Genomic DNA, 23,211 nt, shown 5'->3' with positions numbered 1-23,211 from the left:
GAACGTCTAGCCTGAGAGGTTAAGTAGATGACACAACAAAAAGGCAAAATCACTGAAGTGATTGGCGCCGTTGTCGACGTTCAGTTTGACGGTGAACTGCCGTCCATTCTGAACGCGCTTGAAGTTGACAACAACGGCAACAAACTGGTTCTCGAAGTGGCCCAGCACCTGGGTGAGAACTCTGTGCGTGCCATCGCGATGGACGCGACCGAAGGTCTGGTCCGCGGTCAGGCCGTGTCCGATACCGGCGCGCCCATCAGCGTTCCAGTTGGCACCGCAACCCTGGGCCGTATTCTGAACGTCACCGGCGACCCAGTGGATGAAAAAGGCCCTGTGAAAGCCGACGAAACCCGCGCCATCCACCAGGATGCGCCTGCTTTCGAAGAGCAAGCGACCGAAGCGGAAATCCTCGTCACCGGCATCAAAGTGATCGACCTGCTCGCGCCTTACGCGAAGGGTGGTAAAATTGGTTTGTTCGGCGGTGCGGGCGTTGGCAAGACGGTTCTTATTCAGGAACTGATCAACAACATCGCGAAAGTGCACTCCGGTCTGTCCGTATTCGCGGGTGTTGGCGAACGTACTCGTGAAGGCAACGACCTGTATCACGAGATGATCGAATCCGGCGTTCTGAACCCAGACAATCTGGAAGAGTCCAAGATTGCCCTGGTTTACGGCCAGATGAACGAGCCTCCCGGGGCACGTATGCGTGTTGCGCTGACCGGTCTGACCCTCGCGGAACAGTTCCGTGACGCTTCCGGCGCAGACGTTCTGTTCTTTGTCGACAACATCTTCCGCTTTACCCAAGCGGGTTCTGAGGTGTCCGCGCTTCTGGGTCGTATCCCATCCGCGGTGGGCTATCAGCCAACCCTGGCGACCGACATGGGCGCGATGCAGGAACGTATTACCTCCACCAAGAACGGTTCGATTACCTCGATCCAGGCGGTATATGTTCCAGCGGACGACTTGACCGACCCGGCACCAGCCACCACCTTTGCGCACCTTGACGCGACCACGGTTCTGAACCGTGCGATCTCTGAGCTTGGCATCTACCCTGCGGTAGACCCGCTGGACTCCTCCTCGCGTCTGATGGATCCGCAGATCGTGGGCGAAGAGCACTACAAGGTTGCGTCTGACGTTCAGAACATCCTGCAGCGCTACAAGTCCCTGCAAGACATCATCGCCATTCTCGGCATGGACGAACTGTCCGAAGAGGACAAGCTGACCGTTGCGCGTGCGCGCAAAATCCAGCGTTTCCTGTCCCAGCCGTTTGACGTTGCGAAGGTCTTCACCGGCTCTGACGGTGTGCAGGTGCCTCTGGAAGACACGATTTCTTCCTTCAAAGCGGTTGTTGCCGGCGAATACGATCACCTGCCAGAAGGCGCCTTCTACATGGTTGGCGGCATCGGCGAAGTGATCGCAAAAGCCGAAAAAATGGCTGCGGAAGCCGCCTAATACCGGATCGCTTTCCGCTGCACTTCCGGGTGCAGCGGAGGCTCCCTGAACGGAGGCCCCAATGGCACAAACTATGCAATTCGACCTGGTCAGCCCGGAACGTGCGCTTGCCTCTGTGCAAGCCTCTGCCGTGCAGATCCCCGGTGCCGATGGTGATCTGACCGCGATGCCGGATCATGCGCCAACGATCACCACGTTGCGCCCTGGCGTCCTGACTGTTGAAGGCCCTGAGGGCACCCAAAGCTATGCTGTCACCGGCGGTTTTGCGGATATCAACGCTCAAGGCACCTCCGTGCTGGCGGAAAAAGCCATCCCAACTGCGGATATCACCGCGGCTGACATGGATGCGCTGATTGCGCTGGCTTCGGAAGCGGTAGAGACTGCCGCCGCCGAGAACAAAGACGTTGCCGCCAAGAACCTGGCGGACCTGGAAGCGCTGCGCGCGGCCCTGAACGTCTAAGTACGGACCATATGATTAAGAAACGGGCGTCGCCGCAGGGCGGGGCCCGTTTTGCTTTGCAGCGCCCCGCAAAGCCCGATAGTCTCGCGGCGAATTGATGAGGGTCTCATGCAGAAGTTGCGCACCGGTACCTTGGGTATCGATCAGGGAGAGCAGCAGCTCTTTTCCGATTTCCAAAATGGCGGCGATATGTGGACGGGCACCGGCCCGCGTGAGCGTCGCTTGCCGATCAAGTTTTCCGAGGCCTTTGTCAGCCCGCCGGTGGTGCAGGTGGCGCTGTCGCTCTGGGACGTGAGCCATGAGGCCAACATCCGCGCGGACATCGGCGCAGAAAAGGTGACAGAGGCAGGGTTTGATCTGGTGTTTCGCACCTGGCAGGACAGCAAGATCGCCCGCGTGCGCCTGAGCTGGGTCGCCTTTGGCGAAGTGATGGATGACGAGATTTGGGACGTGTCCTGACGAAGCTTTTTGGGCTTGTCTTTGTGAATATTTTGATATGTTATAACATGTAATAAGCTTGAGGACATGTTATGACAAGCCGCAGAAATATTGGCCAAACCTCTCTGCGACGCAGACGCGGTGCGCGGAGCCCAATGCGGGACTATGACAATCTGCCAAGCGAGTTGCGGGGATGGATGTCATCGGCGGTGCTCCCGTGGCGGGCGCAGTCGGTGTTACGTGCCTATCAAGCGGCGCTGGCCCGCACGGGGTGCAAATCTCGTGCGCTTGCAGAGCTCGACGCCTTGCAGGGGCGATTGCTGCATAAAGATGCCGCCAAAGTTTGGGGCACAGGATATCCCACTGCCGGGTAGGTGCTGGCACAAAAAAACGCGCCCAGCGGGGCGCGTTTTCTATTTGGTATCGCAGGGGGGCAGCGGGGTTAGCCGAGCAGCCCTTCGTAGGCGCCTTCCAGCGTTTCGGTTTCAAACAGCGAAGAGACAGAGGCCCCGTTCCAGATGTTCATGATCGCATGGGCAAACATCGGCGCGGTGGGCAGGATGCGGATGTTTGGCGCGCCTTTGACCGGACCGGTCGGCTGAATGGAATCGGTGATCACCAGGCTTTTCATCACTGAATTTGTGACGCGCTCGACCGCCGGGCCGGAGAGCACACCATGGGTGATATAAGAATGCACTTCGGTTGCGCCATGATCCATCAGCACTTCGGCGGCTTTGCAGAGGGTGCCGGCGGTGTCGCAGATGTCATCGACGATGATGCATTTCTTGCCGGTCACATCGCCGATCACGGTCATTTCGGCAATCTCGCCCGGTTTTTCGCGGCGTTTGTCGACAATCGACAGCGGCGCGTTGATCCGCTTGGCCAGCTCGCGGGCGCGAGCCACGCCGCCCACGTCAGGGGAGACAACCATCAGATCTTCCATGTTGCCTTTGAACTGGTTCATGATGTCCAGCGCGAAGATCGGCGAGGCATAGAGGTTGTCCACCGGAATATCGAAGAAGCCCTGAATCTGCGCGGCGTGCAGATCCATGGTCAGCACGCGCTCCACCCCGGCTTCGACCAGCATATTGGCCACCAGCTTGGCCGAGATTGGCGTGCGCGCCTTGGCGCGGCGGTCCTGGCGGGCATAGCCGAAGTAGGGGATCACCGCAGTGATCCGCTTGGCGGAGGAGCGGCGCAGCGCATCCGCCATGATCAGCAGTTCCATCAGGTTGTCATTCGCCGGGTTTGAGGTCGGCTGAATGATGAACATATCTTCGCCGCGCACGTTTTCGAACACTTCGACAAAAATCTCGCCGTCGTTGAACCGTTCGACCCGGGCGTCTACCAGGCCGAGGTTGCGGTGAATGGTCATGCGGCGGGCGATGGCAGTCGCCAATGGCTTGTTGGCATTCCCGGTGATCAGTTTCGGTTCCATGGTGCTTGGCATTGGTGTGTTCCCAGGGGCAAGGATGACAGATTCGTGACGTTGCGCAGGCCTTAGCATGCCGCACCCTTTTGGCAAAGCGATGCGGGGCACAAAGCCATGAAATTGCAGCTTTCCAGAGACGTTTCCGGCCAAGGACCCCATAAGTGGCCGCGCTGGCAACCAGCGCGTGCTTGCGGCCGGTTCAGATCACGCCGATTTCCGCCAGCTTGCTGGCCAGCTCGGCGGGCAGGGGCTCTTCTTCGGCGCGAGACTGCGGCAGGTCCGGCGGGCTGTCCTCGGGTTTGAGGTAGCGCCAGCCCTGAAACGGACGGCGCAGCGCGCTTTGGGTGCGGATCAATCCGGGTGCCAAAACAATGGCGCAGCGCCGGATGCCATCGCTGCCGATTTGCTCCTCCAGCCGCAGGATTGGTTGACGCGCCTGAATAGCCCCCTTAATCACCCAAAAAATCGACCCCCCTGCGAGGATTTCTTTCTCGCGCTTCGGCCACATGCGGGTGACATGCCGTGGACAGCCGTCATCTATCTGAGCGGATTGGGTTTTTTGCCAATCTGCCAGCCCTTCGACGCTTTCCGTACCAACGCTGAGTTTTACTAGATTTAGATGATTCAAGGTTTTGACCCACAAGTGGTTGTGTTTTTGGTTGTGCTTTTTCCAGCTTTAGCCATATAGTAGACTTCCCAAAGGGGCTTTCAAGCCCCGTGAAACACTGCCAAACACCAATAAAATACCCACAAACTGAGGACACCGATGAGTCGTTTTGCTGCCCCGATCGCCGAATCCATTTGGGATATGAAATACCGCTTCAAGAATGCGGATGGCACACCGATTGATGAAACGGTGGAAGACAGCTGGCGCCGCATCGCGCGCGACCTGGCCAAGGTTGAGAAAAAGCCTGAAGAGTGGGAAGACAAATTCTATGCCGCGTTGGAGGATTTCAAATACCTCCCTGCCGGGCGTATCACCGCCGGTGCAGGCACCGCACGCAAGGTGACATTGTTCAACTGTTTTGTCATGGGCACCATCCCGGATAGCATGTCCGGCATTTTCGACATGCTGAAAGAGGCCGCATTGACCATGCAGCAGGGCGGCGGCATCGGCTATGACTTTTCCACCATCCGCCCCAAGGGGTCGGACGTCAAAGGCGTGGCAGCAGACGCCTCTGGCCCGCTCTCGTTCATGGATGTTTGGGATGCGATGTGTCGCACGATCATGTCTGCGGGCAGCCGCCGTGGCGCGATGATGGCCACCATGCGGTGCGATCATCCGGATATCGAGAATTTCATCACCGCCAAATCCGACCCTGCGCGCCTGCGCATGTTCAACATGTCGGTACTGGTGACCGATGACTTCATGGAAGCGGTCAAGGCAGATGGCAGCTGGGAGCTGCTGTTTGACAACAAGGTTTATAAAACCGTCAATGCGCGTGATCTTTGGAACAAGATCATGCAGAACACCTATGATCAGGCCGAGCCCGGCGTGATCTTTATCGACCGCATCAACAAGGCCAACAACCTCAACTATGTTGAACAGATCGCCGCGACAAATCCCTGCGGCGAGCAGCCTTTGCCGCCCTATGGCGCCTGTCTTCTGGGCTCGATCAACTTGGCGCGTCTGGTGTCTGATCCATTCGAAAAAGCGGCTGAGCTGAACGAAGCGGCGCTGACCGATCTGGTGACAACCGCCGTGCGCATGATGGACAACGTGGTCGATGCCTCAAACTTCCCGCTTGAGCAGCAGGCCCAAGAGGCCCAAGCCAAGCGCCGCATCGGCCTTGGTGTAACCGGCCTGGCGGATGCGCTGTTGATGCTGGGTCTGAAATACGGCTCTGAAGAGGCCGCCGCGCAGACCGAGACTTGGATGAAGGCTATCGCGCATGCATCCTACAAAGCCTCGGTGGAACTGGCGAAAGAAAAAGGCGCCTTCCCGCTGTTTGACGCCGACAAATACGTTGACGGCGGCATGGTGCAATATCTGGACGAAGACCTGAAGGCCGAGATCCGCGAGCACGGCATCCGCAACGCGCTGCTGACCTCGATTGCCCCCACCGGCACCATCAGCCTTTATGCGGGCAATGTCTCTTCGGGGATTGAGCCGGTCTTTGCCTATGCCTACACCCGCAAGGTTCTGCAAAAAGACGGCTCGCGCACCGAAGAAGAAGTGGTGGATTACGCCGTGAAACTGTGGCGCGAGAAATTCGGCGACAAAGAGCTGCCGGATTACTTTGTAAACGCGCAGACGCTGGCCCCGCTGGACCACGTGCGCATGCAAGCCGCCGCGCAGAAATGGATCGACAGCTCGATTTCCAAAACCATCAACTGCCCGGAAGACATCAGCTTTGACGCTTTCAAAGATGTTTACATGGAAGCCTGGGACACCGGCTGCAAAGGCTGCACCACCTATCGCCCCAACGACATCACCGGCTCGGTTCTGACTGTTTCGGAAAGCGAAGAGAAAGCGCCGGGCGAAGATCCCGCAGATCATCTGACAGAGACCGGCGAAGTCATCTATATGTCCGAACCGCTCGATCGCCCGCAGTCGCTGGAAGGCGCGACCTATAAGTTGAAGTGGCATGACAGCGAGCACGCGATTTACCTGACGGTGAACGATGTGATCGTGAACGGCCACCGCCGCCCGTTTGAGGTCTTTATCAACTCCAAGAACATGGAGCATTACGCCTGGACCCTCGCGCTGACCCGCATGATTTCCGCCGTGTTCCGCCGGGGTGGCGATGTGTCCTTTGTGGTTGAAGAGCTGAAAGCGGTGTTTGATCCGCGCGGCGGCTCTTGGATGGATGGCAAATACATCCCGTCCATTCTGGCAGCCATCGGTGGTGTGATCGAAAAACACATGATCGCCATCGGCTTTATCGCGGGCGAAGGCATGGGCCTGAAGTCCGATCCGCAATCCGAAGTGATCGCAGTTGGCGAAGCCCCCAAAGGCAAAGCCTGCCCGTCTTGTGGCCAATATGATCTGCAAATGGTCGAAGGCTGCATGACCTGCCGCAGCTGCGGTCACAGCAAATGCGGCTAAAGCACCGATCGTGCAGCGCTGAAATAATGGGCACGTAATACCGCGCCCCCTAAGGAGCCGACCTTAGGGGGCGCTTTTTCTGTGTGCGTGGGGCGCGGCGGGCGCTGTGGCTTGCCTTTCGGTTTTGCCGCCGCCATGGTCGTGGTGAAACGCAATCAGATCGGAGCCGCCCGGTGAAATGCCTATGCCACAATGCGACCAAGGTCCCAGCGGATGCTATGACCCGGAGGCAGGGCGATATGGGGTGTCACATGCAACCGCGCGGCTTTTTGGGGTGACATCACCATGACGTCTGGCACCCCCACATCACCCCCCACAGCCGCCACCGCAGACCGTTTCCTGAGAGGGCTGTTTGACACCGCCGTCGCTGTTGCCGACCCTCTTGCGGTGATCCCGGACCATTTGCCGCCACGGCCCAAGGGGCGGCTGATTGTGGTCGGCGCGGGCAAGGCGAGCGCCCGCATGGCCGAAGCGGTTGAGGCGCATTATGGCCCCTGCGAGGGGCTTGTAATCACGCGATATGGCTATGCCCGCCCCACGCAGGGCATCAAGATTATTGAGGCGGCGCATCCGGTGCCGGATGCCGCTGGTGTCGCGGCCACGGTTGACATGCTGGCGTTGCTGGGGACGGCAGGGCCAAAGGATCATGTGCTGGCGCTGATATCGGGTGGAGGCTCTGCGCTGCTCTGTGCGCCTGCCTTTGGGCTGACGCTCGCCGAAAAGCAGGCCATCAACGCGGCCTTGCTGGCCAGCGGTGCCCCGATTGGCGACATGAACGTGCTGCGTAAACATCTGAGCCTTGTGAAAGGCGGGCAATTGGCGGCGGCGGCTGCGCCGGCCAAGATGCTGAGCCTGATGATTTCGGATGTGCCGGGTGACAGCCCCGCGGCCATTGCCTCGGGGCCAACCGTTGGCGATGACAGCCGCGCGGCAGATGCGCTTGCAATAGCGGAGCGCTATGGGATCTCTCTGCCAGACAAAGCGCGCGCTGGGCTTGCGGCGGGCTCCTCCGTGCGCGCAGTCGGGGACCCGGCGCTTGCCACTTGCGACAACCGGGTGATTGCCGCCCCGTCGCAGTCGCTTGCTGCGGCGGCCAAGGCGGCGCGCGCCGCCGGGTGCGATGTGCAGATCCTCGGGGATGATCTGGAAGGCGAGGCGCGCGATTTGGCGGCGCACCACGCCGGTCTGGCGCGCGAATTGCGCGCCAAGGCGCACGAGAACGGGCGGCCGATGGTGCTGCTCTCAGGTGGTGAATGCACGGTGACGCGCCGAGGCAGTGGCGTCGGCGGACCAAATGCAGAATATGTACTGGCCGCGGCGCTGGCGCTTGACGGGGCTGAGGGCATTCATGTTCTGGCCTGCGATACCGATGGGGTGGATGGCGCGGCAGAGGTGGCCGGGGCGTCAGTTGGCCCCGAGGTTCTGCACCGCGCAGGTGCAGCGGGCCTTTCGCCAACAGGGGCGCTGGCCGAGAACGATGCCCATACCTTCTTTGATCAGCTCAGCGCGCAAGTCGTCACCGGCCCCACATTGACCAATGTCAACGATTTCCGGGCGTTTCTGATTTTGCCGATGGGGGGCTGAATGACCAATGCCCGCTTTGTTCAGGTTATTCTGGAAGGATCGCACCTTGGTGCGCGATCACCTGTGCTGCCAAGGTATGCCCGGCCGCCATCGCGCTGTGCGTCTCTTCGCCCCGGACGATGGCCGCCAGGTAGCCTGCATTGAAACTGTCCCCCGCGGCCGTGCTGTCCACAACATTGGTCACTTGGGGCAGGGGTGCGCAGGCGACGCGGCCCGATAGATCCAGAGGCCCGTCAGCCCCCCGCTTGAGTGCCCCGGCAGAAACGCCAAAGTCCTTCATGCGTTTCAAAACCGCAGCCTCATCTGAATCCCCAAATAGAGCCATTTCATCATCGAGCGAGGGCAGGGCGACATCCGCAAGGTGCCACATCCGGGTGTTGACTTCTTGCGCGACTTTCTGGCTTTCCCAGAGGCGCGGTCGGTAGTTGCTGTCATAGGCAATGACCCCGCCATCGGCGCGGAAGCCCTTAAGAAACGCGATGACAGCGGCGCGAATAGTCGGCGGCAAAATGGCCATGGTGATCCCCGACAAATAGATGAGGTCAAACGCGGCCAGCGCGCTAAGTGGCACGGTACAGGGCGGGGAGAATAGCGTGCGCGCCGCCGCATCGGACCGCCAATAGGTAAAGCTCCGCTCGCCGTCCGCGTCGGTATCAATGGCGTAAAGGCCGGGGAACTTGTCGGTGCGGCGCTCGACATAGTCGGTGCTGAGCCCGTGCTGACGCATGGCCTCTTTGATGCGGGCCGAATACGGATCCGTGCCCAGGGCAGTGACATAGGACACGGTGGTTTGGGTGTGCTTCAAAAGCCGGTGTAAATACACCGCGCTGTTATAGGTATCACCCGCAACGCCAAGTTTGATCTGGCCCGATGGGCTGTGCGCGAGCTCGATCATCACTTCGCCAAAGCAGCCGATACGTTTGATCGGACGGGGCAGTATGCGCATCAGATGTCTCCGAAGGTGGTGCGCACCTGTTGCCAGGCGCTGCTTAGATGTTTGCGCAGGGCCGTTTCAGCCGCATCCGGATCACGCATCAAAATTGCCTCATAGATTTCAGCATGGGCCTCATAGTTGGTTTGGTTGCGCTGAGGCAGGCGGGGCATTTGTGACCATTGCGGGGCAAGCCAACTGGTGTAGGCCTTGTTGATCGCCGGAAAAACCGGATTGCGCGGAATTGCATAGAGCGCCTGATGAAAGGCGATATCTGTTTGGTAAAATGCCTCGCTGTCGTTGATGGCCAGACGGTTGGCTTCGAGTGCGCCTTTGAGTGTGAAGATTGCTCCCTTGTCGGCGTGTTTCGCGGCTTCGCGCGCCAGTGCGGCCTCGATGAAAATTCTGGTGTCAAAGAGGTTTTTTACTCCGCCGGGTTCATGCAGAAGATGCGTTACGATGCTTTCAAGCGCGGCAAATGCGGCGTCATAGCCAGGTTTGCGAACGACAGGACGGTGGCGCGGGCGCGCCTCGATCAGCCCTTTGTTTGACAGCGCCAGTACCGCCTCGCGGACCACGGTTCGGCTGATGCCGAATTCTTGCATCAGGTCGCGCTCAGGCGGCAAGGGCTGACCATCAGCCAGTTCTCCGTCCTGGATTTTTTGCGCCAAAGTTTCGACGACCAAATCAGCAGCCCGTCCTGCGTCTTTGTGTGAGTGCATGGTCTTTCCTTTGGGTTTCAAGTGCGGTGACGTCTTGGGATTTGCATTTGCCGACTTGCTTTGCGGTCTTCGCCAGTAAGTATTTTTGGTCGCACCAAATCAAGAGGGAGTACATTAAAATAAGCAAGTTTTCACAAATATATCTGAGTTATCCGGCAATTTCTGGTGTTATTATGTCTGGTGTGTTCGCCGATTTTGGTTTATTTGGTATGACCAAAATTGTTACCGAAAACCATGGCTCAGTCGTGCGGAGGTCAGAAGATATCTTTATTCGCGAGCGATGCGGCGCAACAAAGTGGGGCAAACATGGCCAAGATTGTTAATATTGACGTGCGGCTTTTTAATGTGCCTTTGGCGGAAGTGCTGTCAGACGCCAAACACGGGGATCACACGCATTTTGAGCTCGTGACCACAACAATCCATCTGGATGATGGCACCTCGGGCACCGGCTATACCTATACGGGCGGGAAAGGCGGGCAAGCGATCAAAGCGATGATCCGTTACGATTTATCGGGTTTTCTGGTCGGTCAATCGCCGGAAAATGTCGAAGCGTTATATGAAGGCATGCAATGGCATGTTCATTATGTGGGGCGCGGGGGCATCGCCTCCTTTGCGATCTCAGCGCTCGATATCGCGCTGTGGGATCTGCGCGGCAAAAAGTCCGGGCTGCCCTTGTGGCGCATGGCAGGCGCGCACAGCAATCGCTGCCGAGCCTATGCGGGCGGTATTGATTTGAATTTCCCGCTGCCGAAATTACTGGCCAGCGTGCAGAGTTATCTGGATCGCGGCTTTAATGCCGTGAAAATCAAGGTTGGTCAGCCGGATCTGAAAGAAGATGTCGCGCGTGTGCGCGCCGTGCGCGAGTTGATCGGGCCGGACGTGATATTCATGGTGGATGCCAATTATGCCATGTCGGTGCCCGAGGCGATCAGAGCGGCCAAAGCCTTTGAGCCTTATGACCTCACCTGGTTTGAAGAACCCACCATCCCCGACGATTACAAGGGCTTTGGAAAGATTGCCGACCATTGTGCGATCCCGCTGGCGATGGGCGAGAACCTGCACACGATCCACGAATTTGAATATGCCCTGGCTGATGCGAAGCTGGGTTTCTTGCAGCCGGACGCTTCCAATTGTGGTGGTGTCACCGGTTGGTTGCAGGTTGCGCAGCTAACCCGTGAACACGGCATGCCAATTTGTTCGCATGGCATGCAGGAACTGCACGTCAGCCTTGTCAGCGCGCAGCCCAATGCGGGGTGGATCGAAGTCCATTCATTCCCGATTGACAGCTATACGCTGGCCCCCTTGGCACTGGATAATCATATGGCGATAGCGCCGGAAACACCGGGGATTGGTGTGGCGTTTGACTGGGGAAAGCTCGAGGCTGCACATAAGGACATGAACCCATGAGCACCGAGTTGATGACCGCTGCAATTTATCGCGGCGCGCAGACCTTCGCTGTCGAAACCAAACCCAAAGTCGGCCCCAAGGCAGGCGAGGTGATGATCAAGATCGCATATTGCGGCATCTGTGGGACCGATTTGCACGTCTATCACGGCCATATGGATGGGCGTGTTGGCCGGAACCGGGTGATCGGCCATGAAATGTCCGGTGTGATTGAAACTCTCGGAGAGGGCGTTGCAGGTTTTGCCCCAGGTCAGAAAGTTGTGGTGCGCCCGCTGGATGCCTGCGGTACCTGCCCGGCATGTGCGGCGGGGCATAGCCACATTTGCCACGCATTGAAATTTCTCGGGCTGGATACCGACGGCGCGATGCAAGAATTTTGGTGCGTGCCCGCGCGCACGTTGCACTGCCTGCCTGAGGCGATGCGACTGGATCACGCCGCCCTAATCGAACCCGTTGCCGTCGCTTGCCATGATGTGCGTCTGTCGGATTTGAAGGTGGGCGAGGATGTCGTGGTCATTGGCGGCGGTCCCATTGGCCTGCTGGTGGCCCTGGTGGCGCGTGATGCGGGCGGCAAAGTGGTCATCTCTGAGGTGAATGAAAACCGGCTTGCGATCGCGCAAGCGCTTGGTTTTGACACTGTGAACCCAATCAAAAGCGATCTTGCAGCGCAGGTCGCCAAAGCGACCGCAGGCAAAGGCGCGGATGTGGTGTTTGAGGTCTCAGGCACGCAGCCCGGTGTTGACGCCATGACCCGCGTGGCCGCCACACGTGCCCGCATCGTAATGGTGGCGATACACGCGACAAAGCCCCAGATCGACCTGTTTCAGTTTTTTTGGCGCGAACTCAAATTGATTGGCGCGCGCGTTTATGAAGCCGAAGATTACGAAAGGGCCATCGAGGTGATTGCATGCGGCGCGGTGCCGGCCGACCAGGTGATCACCGATATCCACCCGTTGACCGAAATTCAGACTGCTTTTGAGTCGCTGGTCGGCGATCCGACTGCTATGAAAAGCCTCATCAAAGTTGGAGACTTCGTATGAGCGTCCTTTCGCAATTTGACCTGACCGGCAAAACCGCTTTGGTTACAGGCTGCAAACGTGGCATCGGGCGTGCCATGGCAGAGGCCTTGGCAGAGGCCGGGGCGGATATCGTTGGCGTCAGCGCCTCGCTTGAGGAGAGCGGCAGTGCGATCGAGACTTCAGTACGCAACCTCGGCCGCAGCTTTCGGGCCTATCAATGTGATTTCTCGGACCGCGCCGCGGTGCGGGCCTTCGCCGCGCAGTTGGAGGCCGAAGGCATTGCCCCTGATATTCTGGTGAACAATGCCGGGACGATCAAACGCGCCCCGGCGGCGGCGCATGAAGATGCCCTCTGGGACGAGGTGATCGAGGTTAATCTTTCAGCGCAATTCGTGCTGTCGCGCGAAATCGGCCGCGGCATGATCGCGCGCGGACATGGCAAGATTATTTTCACGGCGTCGCTTCTCACCTTTCAGGGGGGGATTACGGTGCCGGGCTATGCGGCCTCCAAAGGGGGGATTGGCCAGTTGACCAAGGCGCTGGCCAACGAATGGGCCGGCACCGGCATCAACGTGAACGCGATTGCGCCGGGGTATATCGAAACGGACAATACCCAAGCGTTGCAGGACGATCCGGCGCGCTTCAACGCCATTCTGGAGCGCATCCCCCAGGGGCGCTGGGGGCGGCCAGAAGATTTCGCCGGGCCTGCGGTGTTTCTTGCCTCTGCGGCGGCCGACTATGTGAATGGCGAAATACTGGTGGTGGATGGCGGCTGGATGGGCCGCTGAAGGCTTATTCATATGGCTCCGCGATCGCAAAGATCGCCCGCCCTGCGCTGCCTTGATCTGAGGCGAGGGGCCTACAAGTTGTGGCCTGAATTATGATCCGCGCGCCGCGATTTGCGCTTTGATCTTTGCCGCAAGAAAGTCAGCAAATGTCCGCACGCGCCGCGGGAGCGCGCGGCCCGGAGGGAACATGATTTGCAAGGCGGCTGGGGGCGGGGCAGCATCGGTCAGCAGAGCGATCAAGCGCCCTGACTGCAGATCATCCGCCACGTCCAATTCCGATTTCAGAGCGATCCCTTCGCCATTCACGGCCCATTGGCGCACCAGCGCACCGTCGTCGGCCACGCGATTGCCGCGCACCGCGACCTGCTGCTTTTTGGTGCCAGATTCGAAATGCCAAATATTGTCGAGTTCACGGCCAAAGCGCATGAGCAGGCAGTTATGGTCCTGAAGGTCAGCGGGCGTGGCTGGGGCCCCATGTGCCTTGATATAGTCGGGCGCGGCGCAAACCACACGGCCGACGTCTCCGAGGCGGCGCACCCGCAACGAGCTGTCCGCGACCGTGCCGAACCGCAGGGCCAGATCGACCCCCTCGCTGACGATATCGACATAGCCATCGGTCAAGGACTGCTCAATCATCGCCTGCGGATGCGCGTTGAGAAATTCCGCGATCGCATCGGACACCGTATTGCGCCCCAGATCGCTGGGCGTGCTGATGCGGATCAAGCCTGACACGGTATCCGCGCCGTGCCGAATGCGCGCGTCCAGATCACGCACCTCGTCCAGAAGCGGGCGGGCCCCCTCAAGCAGCGTGCGCCCTTCCTCCGTCAGGCTGAACGAGCGTGTCGTGCGGTTCAGTAGGCTCACGCCATAATGCGCCTCAAGCGCGGCCAGGCGTTCGGAAACGGTTGTAGGCGACAAACGCAATTCGCGACCAGCGGCGGCCAAACTGCCTTTTTCGACAATGGTTTGGAACAGGGCGATATTTTCCAACAGCATTATTCGAGTTTTCCGGATTATGATTTCGGATGATGCGCGTTTATCTGGGCATGACCGAATAGTATGTCTGCGTCATCAACAAGTTCATCAAGGAAACGAACACATGTCGAAACTTACAATTGTGGCCAATATCATTGCCAAAGATGACAAGATCGATCTGGTGAAAGCAGAACTGCAGAAACTGATCGAGATCACCCGCGCCGAAGACGGCTGCATCAACTATGATTTGCACCAAGATAACGAGAACCCGGCGCATTTCATGTTTTACGAGAACTGGGCCTCGCGCGCGCTGTGGCAGGCCCATATGTCGGCGCCGCATCTGGCCGCGTATATGGAGGCAACCGAAGGTGCGGTGGCTGACTTTACCTTGAATGAAATGACGATTATCGGCTAAGGGCGCATGTATTGAGGGCCCAATTGGGCCGTCAATCCAGCGTCAGCCCCACCCTTGCCTGTCAGGTAGAAGCCATGAAACTCAGCATCGTTGATCACGCAAAATCGCGCCATACTGTCAAAGCCTACGCGCCCGCCATGTCTATCCCGGATGAGACCATTGCGCAGGTAAAGGATCTGTTGCGCTTCAGCGCCTCCAGCATCAATTATCAGCCCTGGCATTTCGTTCTGGCGGGCACAGAGGAGGGCAAGGCGCGTGTGGCCGAAGGCGCGAGCGGCATGTTTGCCTATAACAAAGCCTCAATCATGAATGCATCGCATGTGGTTGTATTTGCCAGCAAACTTGTCGCTGATGACGATCACCTGCGCAAAGTGCTGCATCAGGAAGCGGCGGACAACCGCTTTGGCCTTGAGAGCATCGCACCACAGTTTGAGCGTCGCTTGGGTTTTGTGAACCTGCACCGGCATGACCTCAAGGATGCGCAGCACTGGATGGACAAGCAGGTGTATCTGAACCTCGGGGCCTTTTTGCTGGGGGTTGCGGCGCTGGGCATTGACGCCACGCCGATGGAAGGCATCGACACCCGCGCGCTGGATGCGGAGTTTGATCTGCGCGCCCAAGGCTATGGCAGCCTGTTCATCGTGACCCTGGGCTACTCTGACCCCGAGGCTGATTTCAATGCAAAGCTGCCAAAATCCCGACTGCCCCTGCGGGATATCCTGACCGAAGTCTGATCCTCTTCGGAAGAGGATGCCAGCGCCGCATCCGGTGCTCCATGGGTGCGGCGCTGGCGCAATTTTTGAAGGCCCGTCGCCCCGTTGGACCGCCGACGCGCCTTGCCCGCGCCCGGCGCGCTTTTGACGGCGGGGCGCAAAACCCTCTGGGCAAATCACGCGCACTGATTTAACAAACCCCCAGCGGTCCCTTAGCTCAACTGGATAGAGCAGCTGACTTCTAATCAGCAGGTTGAGGGTTCGAGTCCTTCAGGGATCGCCAGTTCAATTTAAGATCTGCTTTCGGATTGAGGCCATATCCGGTGCAATGTTTCGCTTACTCAGCCGCGGCTTGGCCCGCGGGCTGGAGCGTGCTGGCACGCTCTGTGACGATGTCGATCAGCGCGGGCAGGTCTTCTTTCAGGCCATCTTCGGCGGCGTGTTCCAGTGCCTTGAGCGCAGCTTGCAGCGCGTTGGCCCCGAATAATGCGGCGCTGGCGCTGGATTTATGGCAGCGCGCGGCGATGTCCTGCAAATCGTTTGAGGGCGCAAGCCAATCCACCAATGTGCGGATTTCGTCATAAAACCGGGTCTGAAACGCATCATATTGCGCGCCCATCACGTCGCGCATATCGCCCTGATCGTCCGGGGGCGCAGACGCGGAGTTGCCGGCGCTGGCAGATTGGGCTGATGGGGTCGGGGCGCTGTCCGTGGTCGCGCCTGCCTCTGGTTGGCCCACGCTGGCAAGCGCGCGGCGCAGCTCTTCGATCTGCACGGGTTTGCCAATGAACCCATCCATGCCTTCGCGGCGAAACCGCTTGGTGTCTTCCGGCAAAACATTGGCTGAAAAGGCAAAAATCGCTGCCTTGGCATTTGGTCCATCCGAATTGCGGATCCGTTTGCAGGCCTGCAGCCCATTCATCTCGGGCATGTTGATGTCCATCAGAATGGCGTCAAATGCCGTGCAGCGCGCAAGGTCCACAGCCTCTTGGCCGTCCTGCGCCAGCGTCAGTGTGTGGCCTTCGCGCTCCAGCAATTTCTGCACCACATAGGCATTCATCTCATTGTCCTCGGCCAAAAGAATGTTCAGCGCGCGCGCCGCCGGGGCGCTCTGCGGCGAAGGCTTGGTGATTTCCGGCGCAGGGCGGGCTGGCAGGGGCAGAGCCACCCAGAAACTACTGCCTTGACCCAAGGTGCTGTCGACCCCGATTTCGCCGCCCATCACCTCTGTCAGCCGTCTCGCGATTCCAAGGCCCAGGCCGGTGCTTTCGATATGGCCACCGCTGGTGCGGGCGGTTTCAAAATCATCAAAAATGCGTTTGCAATCCCGCGCCGAAATACCGGGGCCGGTGTCGGTGACACGCAGGCGAATTTTCTGCGCGTCTGCGGTTTTCAGCACCTCGGCGGTCAGCGCAATGCGCCCCTCTTTGGTGAATTTGATGGCATTGCCAATCAGGTTCAAAAGCACCTGTTCCAGATGCTCGGGATCGCCTTCGACCCAGCTGACCGGCGTGCCCTGCCAGTCCCAGGTCAGCTTATTGCCTTGCAGTGCCGCATTGGCCTGCTGGCCATCGGTGATCATCTGCAAGAGTGCGCCCAGATCAAAGACATCTTTGCGCGCCGTCAATCGGCCGCTCTCAAATCGTGCGATGTTGAGAATGGCATTGACGTGTTTCATCAATTGCCGGCCTGAAATGCGCATGTTTTCCGCAAGTTGCGCCTGTGGTTTGTTCAGGTCCGTCTCTTCCAGAAGCGAGAGGTTGCCGAGCAGGCCGGTCAGGGGCGTGCGAATTTCATGGCTCATCAATGTGAGGAATTCTGCCTTGGCCCGCTCTCCGGCCTGGGCCAAATCACGCGCCTGCCGCAGGTCTGTTTCGGCTTTGACCTGATCAGAAATATCGCGCAGGAAGGCGATCAGCACGGTGCCCTGCGCCACTTGCGCCGACTGCAGCACCACATCAACGGGGATGGTTTCGCCGTCAGCGCGCTGGGCGGTCAGGCGCATGCGCTCATCGCTGATCAGCGATGTATCTTCGCCGCTGCGCAGATGCGCCAGCGCCTTTTCATGGATGGCGCGGTGTTCCGGCGGGATGATCAATCCGCACAGGGGGGACCCTTTGATATCTTTAAGGCGATAGCCAAAGGTCCGTTCGGCGGCGGCATTAAAATCAATGACCCGCCCATGTGCGTCGATCACAATCACGCTGTCGACGGTATTGGACAGAATGGTTTCCATATGCGCATTGGCCTGCGCCAATTCTTCGCGTTGCGTCAGGAACTTGCGCGCGGTGCGCCGCGAAAAGACCGACAGAACCGCCAGGCTGCCCAAGAGAAAGAGCGTTGCCAACATGAGTTGGCTGAGCGTGGCCATGAGCCGTTCGCGCAGCTGATCTGAGGCATCGGCAAAATGGCTGAGCCCGGCGGCATATAGTTTGCGCACGGAGGGGCGCAGCTGTTCTGATTGTGCGCTCAGCGTCGGCAGGGCGGCCGTTAGTGTTGCGTCATCCGCATCGATCATCGGAATCGCGTCATGCAGAAACGCCCCGAGCGCACGATCTGCATCCCAGAACTGTTGCTGCCCCCGGGCCCCGGCAAAGGCCTGGCCATTGCTGATGATGTCATGGCGGCTGAACAGAATGTCAAAATCTTTGCGCAGCTGATCTAGATCCGGTGTGTCAGCCGCGGCGGCATCGCGTAACGACAGATTGAAATCCAGAAACTCGATCTCGACCTGCGAAAGCGTCCATTGCACGGCGTCGATTTTGGCAGAGCGCAGTTCCTGCAGATCCGCTGTGACCGCCCGGATCAGCACAAAGATCACTGCCAGACATGCAACCCCTGCGATAGAGGCGACCCAGCGCCAAAGGGAGCGCTTGTGCGTGGTTTTTTCAAGGGGCGATGGCACTGTTGTCATATCTGTCTCGGTGTTTCGGCTGGCAGCTTAGGCCACAATGTTCACGAAAGCGTATAGAAATTTGTGTACGCAGCGTTCCAAAATCTTGGTTTTGACGCCAGAATGCTTCCCAATTGGGGCATGAAAATGATCAATTTACAGCAAATGGTTGCAAATTCACTCTTTTTTACCCCGCACGCGGTGGTCGATGACCCTTTGGCAGCGCGGCAGTCACTGCGCCGGTTCGGCGGCATTTCTCCAAAACAGCCACCTGCGCCTTGTGCGCTCTCGTCATATGTGATCGCTCAGGCGCATGAGACCTTGTTTTTGGTTCACGACGGAAAAAATTAAGCTTACGGTAGAGTTGAGATCATACAACCCGCGCTATAATTTCAAACTTCCGCCACAGTTCTTGGCAAGGGTGACGATATTTTAGAAAGAGCGAGGCACCGCATTGCGTATTTTGATTGCCGATGATCACGATTTATTGAGGGATGCCCTCGTGGCCTTCTTGGAACAGGAAGACAATATCGAGGCGCATGCCGCCAAAGATCTGCCCTCGGCCTGTGCCCTGATTGATGGGGATTGGACCTATGACCTTGTGCTGCTGGATTACAACATGCCGGGGATGAATGGTCTTGAGGGGCTGAAGGTCGCGGGCGAGCTGAGCGGGGTGCATCGTGTCGCGCTGATGTCTGGTGAGGCCAACCGCGATATCGCCGAGCAGGCCCTGGACATGGGGGCAGTTGGTTTTATCCCAAAAACACTGCCGGCCAAATCGCTGGTGAACGCGATCAAATTCATGGCGATGGGGGAAAAATACGCGCCGCTGGATTTCATGACCGCAGAGCCGGAAGGCGCAGACCACCCACTGAGCCAGTCTCTGACCGGGCGGGAATTTCAGGTCCTCAAGGGGCTGACCGAGGGGAAATCCAACAAGGAAATCGCCCGCGATCTCGATCTCTCCGAACCCACGGTCAAGCTGCACATCAAAACGCTGTATCGCAAACTGGATGTCGCCAACCGCACGCAGGCCGCATTGCTGGCGCGGGATCAGGGCGTGTTTTGACGCGCCCCGGCGCGTTGAATGATGTCTGAAAATCAAAAAAAAACGGACCCGTTTGGATCCGTCTTTTTTCTCTAAGCCCTTGAAGAGCTGAGTAAAATGGTGGGCGACCCTGGAATCGAACCAGGCGTGAGTCGCCTCGAGGGAGTTACAGTCCCCTGCCACACCTTGCGGCCTGTCGCCCACTTACGATCGCGTTGTCCGCGGAACGTGAGGCGCTGATTACAGCCCTTGTTAAGGGGCGTCAACAAGAAAATCCCTTGAAGATTGCGCCCGCTCAGCGCATTGGTAACCCGCGCATTCAGATAGGGCTTAGCACAATGAAAAAACCCAAGTGGGTCGTCGAAAAAGAGCAGGCAAAAAAGTCCGCAGCCGCGGAAACTGTTTGGCTTTTTGGTCTGCATGCGGTGCGCGATGCACTGCAAAACCCGGCACGCGAAAAGCTGCGCCTTATCGTGACGCGCAATGCTGCGGACAAGCTGGCTGAGGCGATCACTGCGTCGGGCGTGGAGCCTGAAATGGTCGATCCACGCCGGTTTCCCAAAGTGCTGGATCCGCAATCCGTGCATCAGGGCGCGGCGCTAGAAGTCAAACCCCTCAATTGGGGATCATTGCAGGATCGCGCGATTGGCGGCGATGCAGCGCTGCCACCGCGCCTTGTGTTGCTGGACCGGGTGACAGATCCGCATAACGTCGGCGCGATCCTGCGCTCTGCCGAAGTCTTCGGTGCGCAGGCCGTGATCGGCACCCGTCACCATTCTGCGCCCGAAACCGGCGCGCTGGCCAAAACCGCCTCGGGCGCGCTCGAGCGCCAGCCCTATCTGCGCCTGCGCAACCTGTCTGATACCATCGTTGAATTGCAAGCCATGGGCTATCTCGTGCTCGGTCTGGATGGGGAGGCGGAGATGACCATTGAGACCGCTCTTGAGGGCAAACATGACCGGGCGGTCGCCTTGGTGCTGGGGGCCGAAGGGCCGGGCCTGCGCCAAAAGACAAAGGAAACCGTCGATCATCTGGTCAAGATCGATTTCGCGCGCGGCTTTGGGTCTTTGAATGTGTCCAATGCCGCTGCTGTGGCGCTTTATGCGGCCCGTCCCAAGGGCTGACGGTTGAAACCGGGGTGGGCCTGCGTCTATCTGAAAAGGTGAGCAGACCAAAGGGGCATCATGGGCACAAAAATTGCGACTTGTTGTTACTGCGGCGCGCGCGCGGCGCTACGGCTTTGCGGAACGGTGCGGCATGAATTGGCGTGTGGGTCCTGTGGGGCCCCGTTGCATGACATGAAACATATGCCGCTGCCGGAAAAACCGCGCGAGACGCTGCGCAGCCCCTATGTACCACCCCACAAGGGGCGCGAGCGGCCATCAAAGAAAAAGAAATACAAAAAGAAGAAGAAAAGCTGGGGCAAACAGCTGTTTGACGGCATCGAAGAGATCATCGACATCTTTGATTAACGCGCTCGCGGATGATCACATCCGCGTTGACGGGCTAGGTGCGCGGGGCAGGGATGCCTAATTTCATCGCATCACCACAACCCCGGAGGCCCCATGTTCTCACGCCGTTCATTTTTGATTTCCGCCGCCGCGACCCCGGCTTTGTTGGGGGCAAGCAGCGCTCTTGCGGCCGCCACGCCCGCCATTTTTACGCGCAAAGGCGTTGCCATCAACGGCTATGACCCCGTTGCCTATTTCACCGAAGGCACCCACGTCAAAGGCTCTGCCGATTTTGCGCTGACCTATCAGGGCGCAAGTTGGCATTTCGCAAGCGCCGCGCACCGCGATCGTTTCGCCGCTGATCCGCTGGCCTATGCGCCGCAATATGGCGGCTATTGCGCCTATGCGGTGGCCAATGGCTATACCGCAAAGACCGATCCAGACGCCTGGACGGTACATGACGGCAAGCTCTATTTGAACTTCAACAAGTCGATCCGCCGCCGTTGGCTCAAGGATGTGCCGGGCCATATTGCGCGTGGTGATGCCAATTGGCCCGCTGTGCTCGATGCGTAAGAGGTTGAATTTGCGTGCTTTGTTTTAACACGCTGTTCACATTTATCTTACATGCTCTTTAAATATCCCAATTTGGGCATATGTCATTCCCAGGAGGGTAGGATCGGAACTCTTGCCTTCTATTCACTGTCCCTCGTTCCGCACTGCGCCCGGTATTTTCCGGGCGCTTTTTTTGACTTTGCATTGGCAGACAAACCACAGCTAGATACGCACCATGACGGATGTTTCAGACCAAAAATTGATCGAGATTTTCGAGCGCACGAAAACCATCGCGGTTGTCGGGTTTTCGATGAACCCGGCGCGGCCCAGCCACTATGTGTCAGCCTTCCTGCGTGATCAGGGCTATCGCGTGATCCCGGTCAATCCGGGCCATGCGGGCAAAGAGATTTGGGGTGAAACCATTCGCGCGTCTCTGGCCGACATTGATGCGCCGGTGCAAATGGTGGACATCTTTCGCCGGCCAGAGGCCGTACCCGAAGTCGTGGAGGCCGCGCTTGAACATCTAAAGGGGCTGGAAACCATTTGGATGCAGCTTGGCGTCATGCACGAAGGCGCGGCAGAGATTGCGCGCGCCGCCGGCGTGGACGTCGTGATGAACCGCTGCCCGAAAATTGAAATTCCGCGTCTGAGGCGGCAGGCCGGGGCCTGACGCGCAGGGGCTATGACGTGGGGCGGGCGGCCTTTTCGGCAATGCCACTGACGCCTTGGCGGCGCGCCAGTTCTTCCAGAACCTCATCCAAGCTGACACCTCGCGACTGCAGCATCACCAGCAGGTGAAACAGCACATCGGCGCTTTCGCTGATCAGCCCGGCGCGGTCATTCTTGATGGCTTCGATAATCGCCTCAACCGCTTCTTCGCCGAATTTCTCGGCGCATTTCTCCGGGCCCTTGGCCAGCAATTTTGCGGTCCAGCTGCTGTCTGGGTCTGCGGCGGCGCGGGCCGCGATTGTGGCGGCAAGGTCATTCAGTACAGTCATTGCAACCTCATCGGAATGCCATTGGCGATCATGTGCTGTTTGGCTTCCTGCACGGTGAATTCGCCAAAGTGAAAGATCGAGGCCGCCAAAACAGCCGAGGCCCCGCCTTTGGTCACGCCCTCGACAAGGTGATCGAGCGTGCCAACACCCCCCGATGCAATCACCGGGATGCTGACCGCCTCGGATATGGCCTTGGTCAGCGGTAGGTTAAAGCCGGATTTTGTGCCATCGCGGTCCATGCTTGTGAGCAGGATTTCCCCTGCGCCTTTGCTGGCCACCAACTTGGCGAATTCGACAGCATCAATGCCGGTGCCTTTGCGTCCGCCATGGGTGAAAATCTCCCATTTTCCGGGGGCCACGGTTTTGGCGTCAATCGCGCAGACAATGCATTGGCTGCCAAATTGATCCGCGGATTCGGCGATGACATCAGGGCGGGCAACGGCGGCCGAGTTAAAGCTGACCTTATCGGCACCCGACAACAACAGCGCGCGCACGTCTTCCTTGCTGCGCACCCCGCCGCCTACGGTGAGCGGCACAAAACATTGCTCGGCCGTGCGGCGCACCATGTCAAACATTGTGCCGCGGTTCTCGTGCGTGGCGTGAATATCCAGAAAGCAGATTTCATCCGCTCCCGCCGCATCATAGGCGCGCGCGGCCTCGACCGGGTCGCCTGCGTCGCGCAGACCCACAAAGTTCACGCCTTTGACCACACGGCCATCGGCGACATCCAAACAGGGGATGAGACGGGTTTTCAGCATTTTGGCACCTCTTGGCGCTCTCTTAGCGATTTATGTGCGGATCGCCAATGGTGGAGTTTGCGCAATGCATCTGCTGGGCATCGGTGACGATCAGCCGATCCCAAAAACGTGATTAGAAAAACACATGCA

25 protein-coding genes and 2 tRNA genes are annotated in these 23,211 nt (G+C 58.7%); 18 read left to right on the top strand and 9 right to left on the bottom strand.

The annotated features are described in order from the left end of the window. The first annotated feature begins 27 nt into the window (after window positions 1-27). The 4 genes from atpD to N6L24_RS11190 all read left to right on the top strand — a co-directional run bounded on the left by atpD (window position 28) and on the right by N6L24_RS11190 (window position 2,724). Window positions 28-1,452, top strand: a complete 1,425-nt coding sequence (gene atpD / locus N6L24_RS11205) for a F0F1 ATP synthase subunit beta (protein ID WP_271844762.1) — start codon at window positions 28-30, stop codon at window positions 1,450-1,452. A 61-nt stretch (window positions 1,453-1,513) separates the two neighbouring features. Then, a complete protein-coding gene (locus N6L24_RS11200) occupies window positions 1,514-1,912 on the top strand; it encodes a F0F1 ATP synthase subunit epsilon (RefSeq protein WP_271844761.1) in 399 nt (132 codons plus the stop codon). A 108-nt stretch (window positions 1,913-2,020) separates the two neighbouring features. Beyond that, the gene (locus tag N6L24_RS11195; RefSeq protein ID WP_271844760.1) at window positions 2,021-2,371 is read left to right on the top strand and encodes an H-type lectin domain-containing protein; all 351 of its coding nucleotides are present in this window, start codon (window positions 2,021-2,023) and stop codon (window positions 2,369-2,371) included. Window positions 2,372-2,442: 71 nt separating this feature from the next. Next, the gene (locus N6L24_RS11190) at window positions 2,443-2,724 is read left to right on the top strand and encodes a DUF6525 family protein (RefSeq protein ID WP_271844759.1); all 282 of its coding nucleotides are present in this window, start codon (window positions 2,443-2,445) and stop codon (window positions 2,722-2,724) included. A 68-nt stretch (window positions 2,725-2,792) separates the two neighbouring features. Here the strand turns inward: N6L24_RS11190 and N6L24_RS11185 are convergent, their stop codons facing one another. Then, complete coding sequence (locus tag N6L24_RS11185; protein ID WP_271844758.1) at window positions 2,793-3,800, bottom strand: ribose-phosphate pyrophosphokinase; 1,008 nt, start codon at window positions 3,798-3,800, stop codon at window positions 2,793-2,795. Window positions 3,801-3,981: 181 nt separating this feature from the next. Continuing rightward, window positions 3,982-4,410, bottom strand: coding sequence for a DUF1489 family protein (locus N6L24_RS11180; protein WP_271844757.1), 429 nt, complete (start codon window positions 4,408-4,410; stop codon window positions 3,982-3,984). A gap of 138 nt (window positions 4,411-4,548) precedes the next feature. Here N6L24_RS11180 and N6L24_RS11175 point away from each other — a divergent pair, with 138 nt between their 5' ends. Further along, window positions 4,549-6,831 carry an adenosylcobalamin-dependent ribonucleoside-diphosphate reductase gene (locus tag N6L24_RS11175; RefSeq protein ID WP_271844756.1) on the top strand — a complete coding sequence of 761 codons (2,283 nt, stop codon included), beginning with the start codon at window positions 4,549-4,551 and terminating at the stop codon, window positions 6,829-6,831. Between the two features lie 285 nt (window positions 6,832-7,116). Next, complete coding sequence (locus tag N6L24_RS11170) at window positions 7,117-8,415, top strand: glycerate kinase type-2 family protein (RefSeq protein ID WP_271844755.1); 1,299 nt, start codon at window positions 7,117-7,119, stop codon at window positions 8,413-8,415. Window positions 8,416-8,440: 25 nt separating this feature from the next. Here the strand turns inward: N6L24_RS11170 and N6L24_RS11165 are convergent, their stop codons facing one another. Both N6L24_RS11165 and N6L24_RS11160 read right to left on the bottom strand, forming a co-directional pair. Continuing rightward, a complete protein-coding gene (locus tag N6L24_RS11165) occupies window positions 8,441-9,361 on the bottom strand; it encodes a sugar kinase (RefSeq protein ID WP_271844754.1) in 921 nt (306 codons plus the stop codon). Beyond that, on the bottom strand, window positions 9,361-10,068 hold the full coding sequence (locus N6L24_RS11160; RefSeq protein WP_271844753.1) for an FCD domain-containing protein: 708 nt from the start codon (window positions 10,066-10,068) through the stop codon (window positions 9,361-9,363). Before N6L24_RS11160 ends, N6L24_RS11165 begins: the two co-directional genes overlap by 1 nt. 306 nt (window positions 10,069-10,374) lie before the next feature. Here N6L24_RS11160 and N6L24_RS11155 point away from each other — a divergent pair, with 306 nt between their 5' ends. From N6L24_RS11155 to N6L24_RS11145, 3 genes are read left to right on the top strand one after another with little or no spacing between them, the layout of a single operon-like run. Continuing rightward, a complete protein-coding gene (locus N6L24_RS11155) occupies window positions 10,375-11,475 on the top strand; it encodes a mandelate racemase/muconate lactonizing enzyme family protein (protein ID WP_271844752.1) in 1,101 nt (366 codons plus the stop codon). Further along, window positions 11,472-12,512: a zinc-dependent alcohol dehydrogenase gene (locus N6L24_RS11150; RefSeq protein ID WP_271844751.1), complete on the top strand. Its 1,041-nt coding sequence runs from the start codon at window positions 11,472-11,474 to the stop codon at window positions 12,510-12,512. Before N6L24_RS11155 ends, N6L24_RS11150 begins: the two co-directional genes overlap by 4 nt. Further along, window positions 12,509-13,279 carry an SDR family oxidoreductase gene (locus N6L24_RS11145; RefSeq protein WP_271844750.1) on the top strand — a complete coding sequence of 257 codons (771 nt, stop codon included), beginning with the start codon at window positions 12,509-12,511 and terminating at the stop codon, window positions 13,277-13,279. The genes N6L24_RS11150 and N6L24_RS11145 overlap by 4 nt, the downstream gene beginning before the upstream one ends. A 90-nt stretch (window positions 13,280-13,369) precedes the next feature. On the opposite strand, the gene N6L24_RS11140 is transcribed toward N6L24_RS11145, so the two are convergent. Continuing rightward, window positions 13,370-14,275: a LysR family transcriptional regulator gene (locus N6L24_RS11140; protein ID WP_271844749.1), complete on the bottom strand. Its 906-nt coding sequence runs from the start codon at window positions 14,273-14,275 to the stop codon at window positions 13,370-13,372. Between the two features lie 103 nt (window positions 14,276-14,378). On the opposite strand from N6L24_RS11140, the gene N6L24_RS11135 reads away from it, so the two are divergent. From N6L24_RS11135 to N6L24_RS11125, 3 genes are all read left to right on the top strand, one after another. Next, a complete protein-coding gene (locus tag N6L24_RS11135) occupies window positions 14,379-14,669 on the top strand; it encodes a putative quinol monooxygenase (RefSeq protein ID WP_271844748.1) in 291 nt (96 codons plus the stop codon). A 74-nt stretch (window positions 14,670-14,743) separates the two neighbouring features. Further along, window positions 14,744-15,403 (top strand): oxygen-insensitive NAD(P)H nitroreductase, encoded by a 660-nt coding sequence (gene nfsB, locus N6L24_RS11130; protein ID WP_271844747.1) that lies wholly within the window; start codon window positions 14,744-14,746, stop codon window positions 15,401-15,403. 185 nt (window positions 15,404-15,588) lie between these two features. Continuing rightward, window positions 15,589-15,665 (top strand) — tRNA-Arg (locus N6L24_RS11125). A gap of 54 nt (window positions 15,666-15,719) precedes the next feature. Here N6L24_RS11125 and N6L24_RS11120 read toward each other — a convergent pair. After that, complete coding sequence (locus tag N6L24_RS11120; protein ID WP_271844746.1) at window positions 15,720-18,296, bottom strand: PAS domain-containing hybrid sensor histidine kinase/response regulator; 2,577 nt, start codon at window positions 18,294-18,296, stop codon at window positions 15,720-15,722. 126 nt (window positions 18,297-18,422) lie between these two features. On the opposite strand from N6L24_RS11120, the gene N6L24_RS11115 reads away from it, so the two are divergent. After that, entirely contained in the window at window positions 18,423-18,626 is a 204-nt protein-coding gene (locus N6L24_RS11115; protein ID WP_271844745.1) for a hypothetical protein, read from the top strand. 103 nt (window positions 18,627-18,729) lie between these two features. Further along, a complete protein-coding gene (locus tag N6L24_RS11110) occupies window positions 18,730-19,344 on the top strand; it encodes a response regulator transcription factor (RefSeq protein WP_271844744.1) in 615 nt (204 codons plus the stop codon). A 97-nt stretch (window positions 19,345-19,441) separates the two neighbouring features. On the opposite strand, the gene N6L24_RS11105 is transcribed toward N6L24_RS11110, so the two are convergent. After that, a tRNA-Tyr gene (locus N6L24_RS11105) sits at window positions 19,442-19,525 on the bottom strand. Between the two features lie 136 nt (window positions 19,526-19,661). On the opposite strand from N6L24_RS11105, the gene rlmB reads away from it, so the two are divergent. From rlmB to N6L24_RS11085, 4 genes are all read left to right on the top strand, one after another. Then, entirely contained in the window at window positions 19,662-20,447 is a 786-nt protein-coding gene (rlmB, locus tag N6L24_RS11100; RefSeq protein WP_271844743.1) for a 23S rRNA (guanosine(2251)-2'-O)-methyltransferase RlmB, read from the top strand. A gap of 174 nt (window positions 20,448-20,621) precedes the next feature. Next, window positions 20,622-20,795, top strand: a complete 174-nt coding sequence (locus tag N6L24_RS11095; RefSeq protein ID WP_271844742.1) for a hypothetical protein — start codon at window positions 20,622-20,624, stop codon at window positions 20,793-20,795. A gap of 93 nt (window positions 20,796-20,888) precedes the next feature. After that, window positions 20,889-21,347 (top strand): YHS domain-containing (seleno)protein, encoded by a 459-nt coding sequence (locus N6L24_RS11090; RefSeq protein WP_271844741.1) that lies wholly within the window; start codon window positions 20,889-20,891, stop codon window positions 21,345-21,347. 214 nt (window positions 21,348-21,561) lie between these two features. Further along, a complete protein-coding gene (locus N6L24_RS11085; protein ID WP_271844740.1) occupies window positions 21,562-21,996 on the top strand; it encodes a CoA-binding protein in 435 nt (144 codons plus the stop codon). A gap of 10 nt (window positions 21,997-22,006) precedes the next feature. Here the strand turns inward: N6L24_RS11085 and N6L24_RS11080 are convergent, their stop codons facing one another. Then, window positions 22,007-22,324, bottom strand: a complete 318-nt coding sequence (locus tag N6L24_RS11080; protein ID WP_271844739.1) for a phosphoribosyl-ATP diphosphatase — start codon at window positions 22,322-22,324, stop codon at window positions 22,007-22,009. Next, window positions 22,321-23,082 carry an imidazole glycerol phosphate synthase subunit HisF gene (hisF, locus tag N6L24_RS11075; protein WP_271844738.1) on the bottom strand — a complete coding sequence of 254 codons (762 nt, stop codon included), beginning with the start codon at window positions 23,080-23,082 and terminating at the stop codon, window positions 22,321-22,323. Before hisF ends, N6L24_RS11080 begins: the two co-directional genes overlap by 4 nt. Between the last annotated feature and the right edge of the window lie 129 nt (window positions 23,083-23,211).

The organism is Cognatishimia sp. SS12 (assembly GCF_028369055.1).
GTDB lineage: Bacteria > Pseudomonadota > Alphaproteobacteria > Rhodobacterales > Rhodobacteraceae > Cognatishimia.
Note: the sequence above shows the minus strand (reverse complement) of the source record. Positions and strands in the feature narration are given on the sequence as shown.

Excerpts from the sequence above, each read along its gene's own strand:
- N6L24_RS11160 (WP_271844753.1), bottom strand. The coding sequence starts at position 10,068 with ATGCACTCACACAAAGACGCAGGACGGGCTGCTGATTTGGTCGTCGAA.
- N6L24_RS11185 (WP_271844758.1), bottom strand. The coding sequence starts at position 3,800 with ATGCCAAGCACCATGGAACCGAAACTGATCACCGGGAATGCCAACAAG.
- N6L24_RS11140 (WP_271844749.1), bottom strand. The coding sequence starts at position 14,275 with ATGCTGTTGGAAAATATCGCCCTGTTCCAAACCATTGTCGAAAAAGGC.
- N6L24_RS11150 (WP_271844751.1), top strand. The coding sequence starts at position 11,472 with ATGAGCACCGAGTTGATGACCGCTGCAATTTATCGCGGCGCGCAGACC.
- N6L24_RS11155 (WP_271844752.1), top strand. The coding sequence starts at position 10,375 with ATGGCCAAGATTGTTAATATTGACGTGCGGCTTTTTAATGTGCCTTTG.
- N6L24_RS11090 (WP_271844741.1), top strand. The coding sequence starts at position 20,889 with ATGTTCTCACGCCGTTCATTTTTGATTTCCGCCGCCGCGACCCCGGCT.
- N6L24_RS11195 (WP_271844760.1), top strand. The coding sequence starts at position 2,021 with ATGCAGAAGTTGCGCACCGGTACCTTGGGTATCGATCAGGGAGAGCAG.
- N6L24_RS11115 (WP_271844745.1), top strand. The coding sequence starts at position 18,423 with ATGATCAATTTACAGCAAATGGTTGCAAATTCACTCTTTTTTACCCCG.
- N6L24_RS11200 (WP_271844761.1), top strand. The coding sequence starts at position 1,514 with ATGGCACAAACTATGCAATTCGACCTGGTCAGCCCGGAACGTGCGCTT.
- N6L24_RS11145 (WP_271844750.1), top strand. The coding sequence starts at position 12,509 with ATGAGCGTCCTTTCGCAATTTGACCTGACCGGCAAAACCGCTTTGGTT.
- hisF (WP_271844738.1), bottom strand. The coding sequence starts at position 23,082 with ATGCTGAAAACCCGTCTCATCCCCTGTTTGGATGTCGCCGATGGCCGT.
- N6L24_RS11170 (WP_271844755.1), top strand. The coding sequence starts at position 7,117 with ATGACGTCTGGCACCCCCACATCACCCCCCACAGCCGCCACCGCAGAC.
- nfsB (WP_271844747.1), top strand. The coding sequence starts at position 14,744 with ATGAAACTCAGCATCGTTGATCACGCAAAATCGCGCCATACTGTCAAA.
- N6L24_RS11080 (WP_271844739.1), bottom strand. The coding sequence starts at position 22,324 with ATGACTGTACTGAATGACCTTGCCGCCACAATCGCGGCCCGCGCCGCC.
- N6L24_RS11135 (WP_271844748.1), top strand. The coding sequence starts at position 14,379 with ATGTCGAAACTTACAATTGTGGCCAATATCATTGCCAAAGATGACAAG.
- rlmB (WP_271844743.1), top strand. The coding sequence starts at position 19,662 with ATGAAAAAACCCAAGTGGGTCGTCGAAAAAGAGCAGGCAAAAAAGTCC.
- N6L24_RS11095 (WP_271844742.1), top strand. The coding sequence starts at position 20,622 with ATGAAACATATGCCGCTGCCGGAAAAACCGCGCGAGACGCTGCGCAGC.
- N6L24_RS11190 (WP_271844759.1), top strand. The coding sequence starts at position 2,443 with ATGACAAGCCGCAGAAATATTGGCCAAACCTCTCTGCGACGCAGACGC.
- N6L24_RS11175 (WP_271844756.1), top strand. The coding sequence starts at position 4,549 with ATGAGTCGTTTTGCTGCCCCGATCGCCGAATCCATTTGGGATATGAAA.
- N6L24_RS11165 (WP_271844754.1), bottom strand. The coding sequence starts at position 9,361 with ATGCGCATACTGCCCCGTCCGATCAAACGTATCGGCTGCTTTGGCGAA.
- N6L24_RS11085 (WP_271844740.1), top strand. The coding sequence starts at position 21,562 with ATGACGGATGTTTCAGACCAAAAATTGATCGAGATTTTCGAGCGCACG.
- atpD (WP_271844762.1), top strand. The coding sequence starts at position 28 with ATGACACAACAAAAAGGCAAAATCACTGAAGTGATTGGCGCCGTTGTC.
- N6L24_RS11120 (WP_271844746.1), bottom strand. The coding sequence starts at position 18,296 with ATGACAACAGTGCCATCGCCCCTTGAAAAAACCACGCACAAGCGCTCC.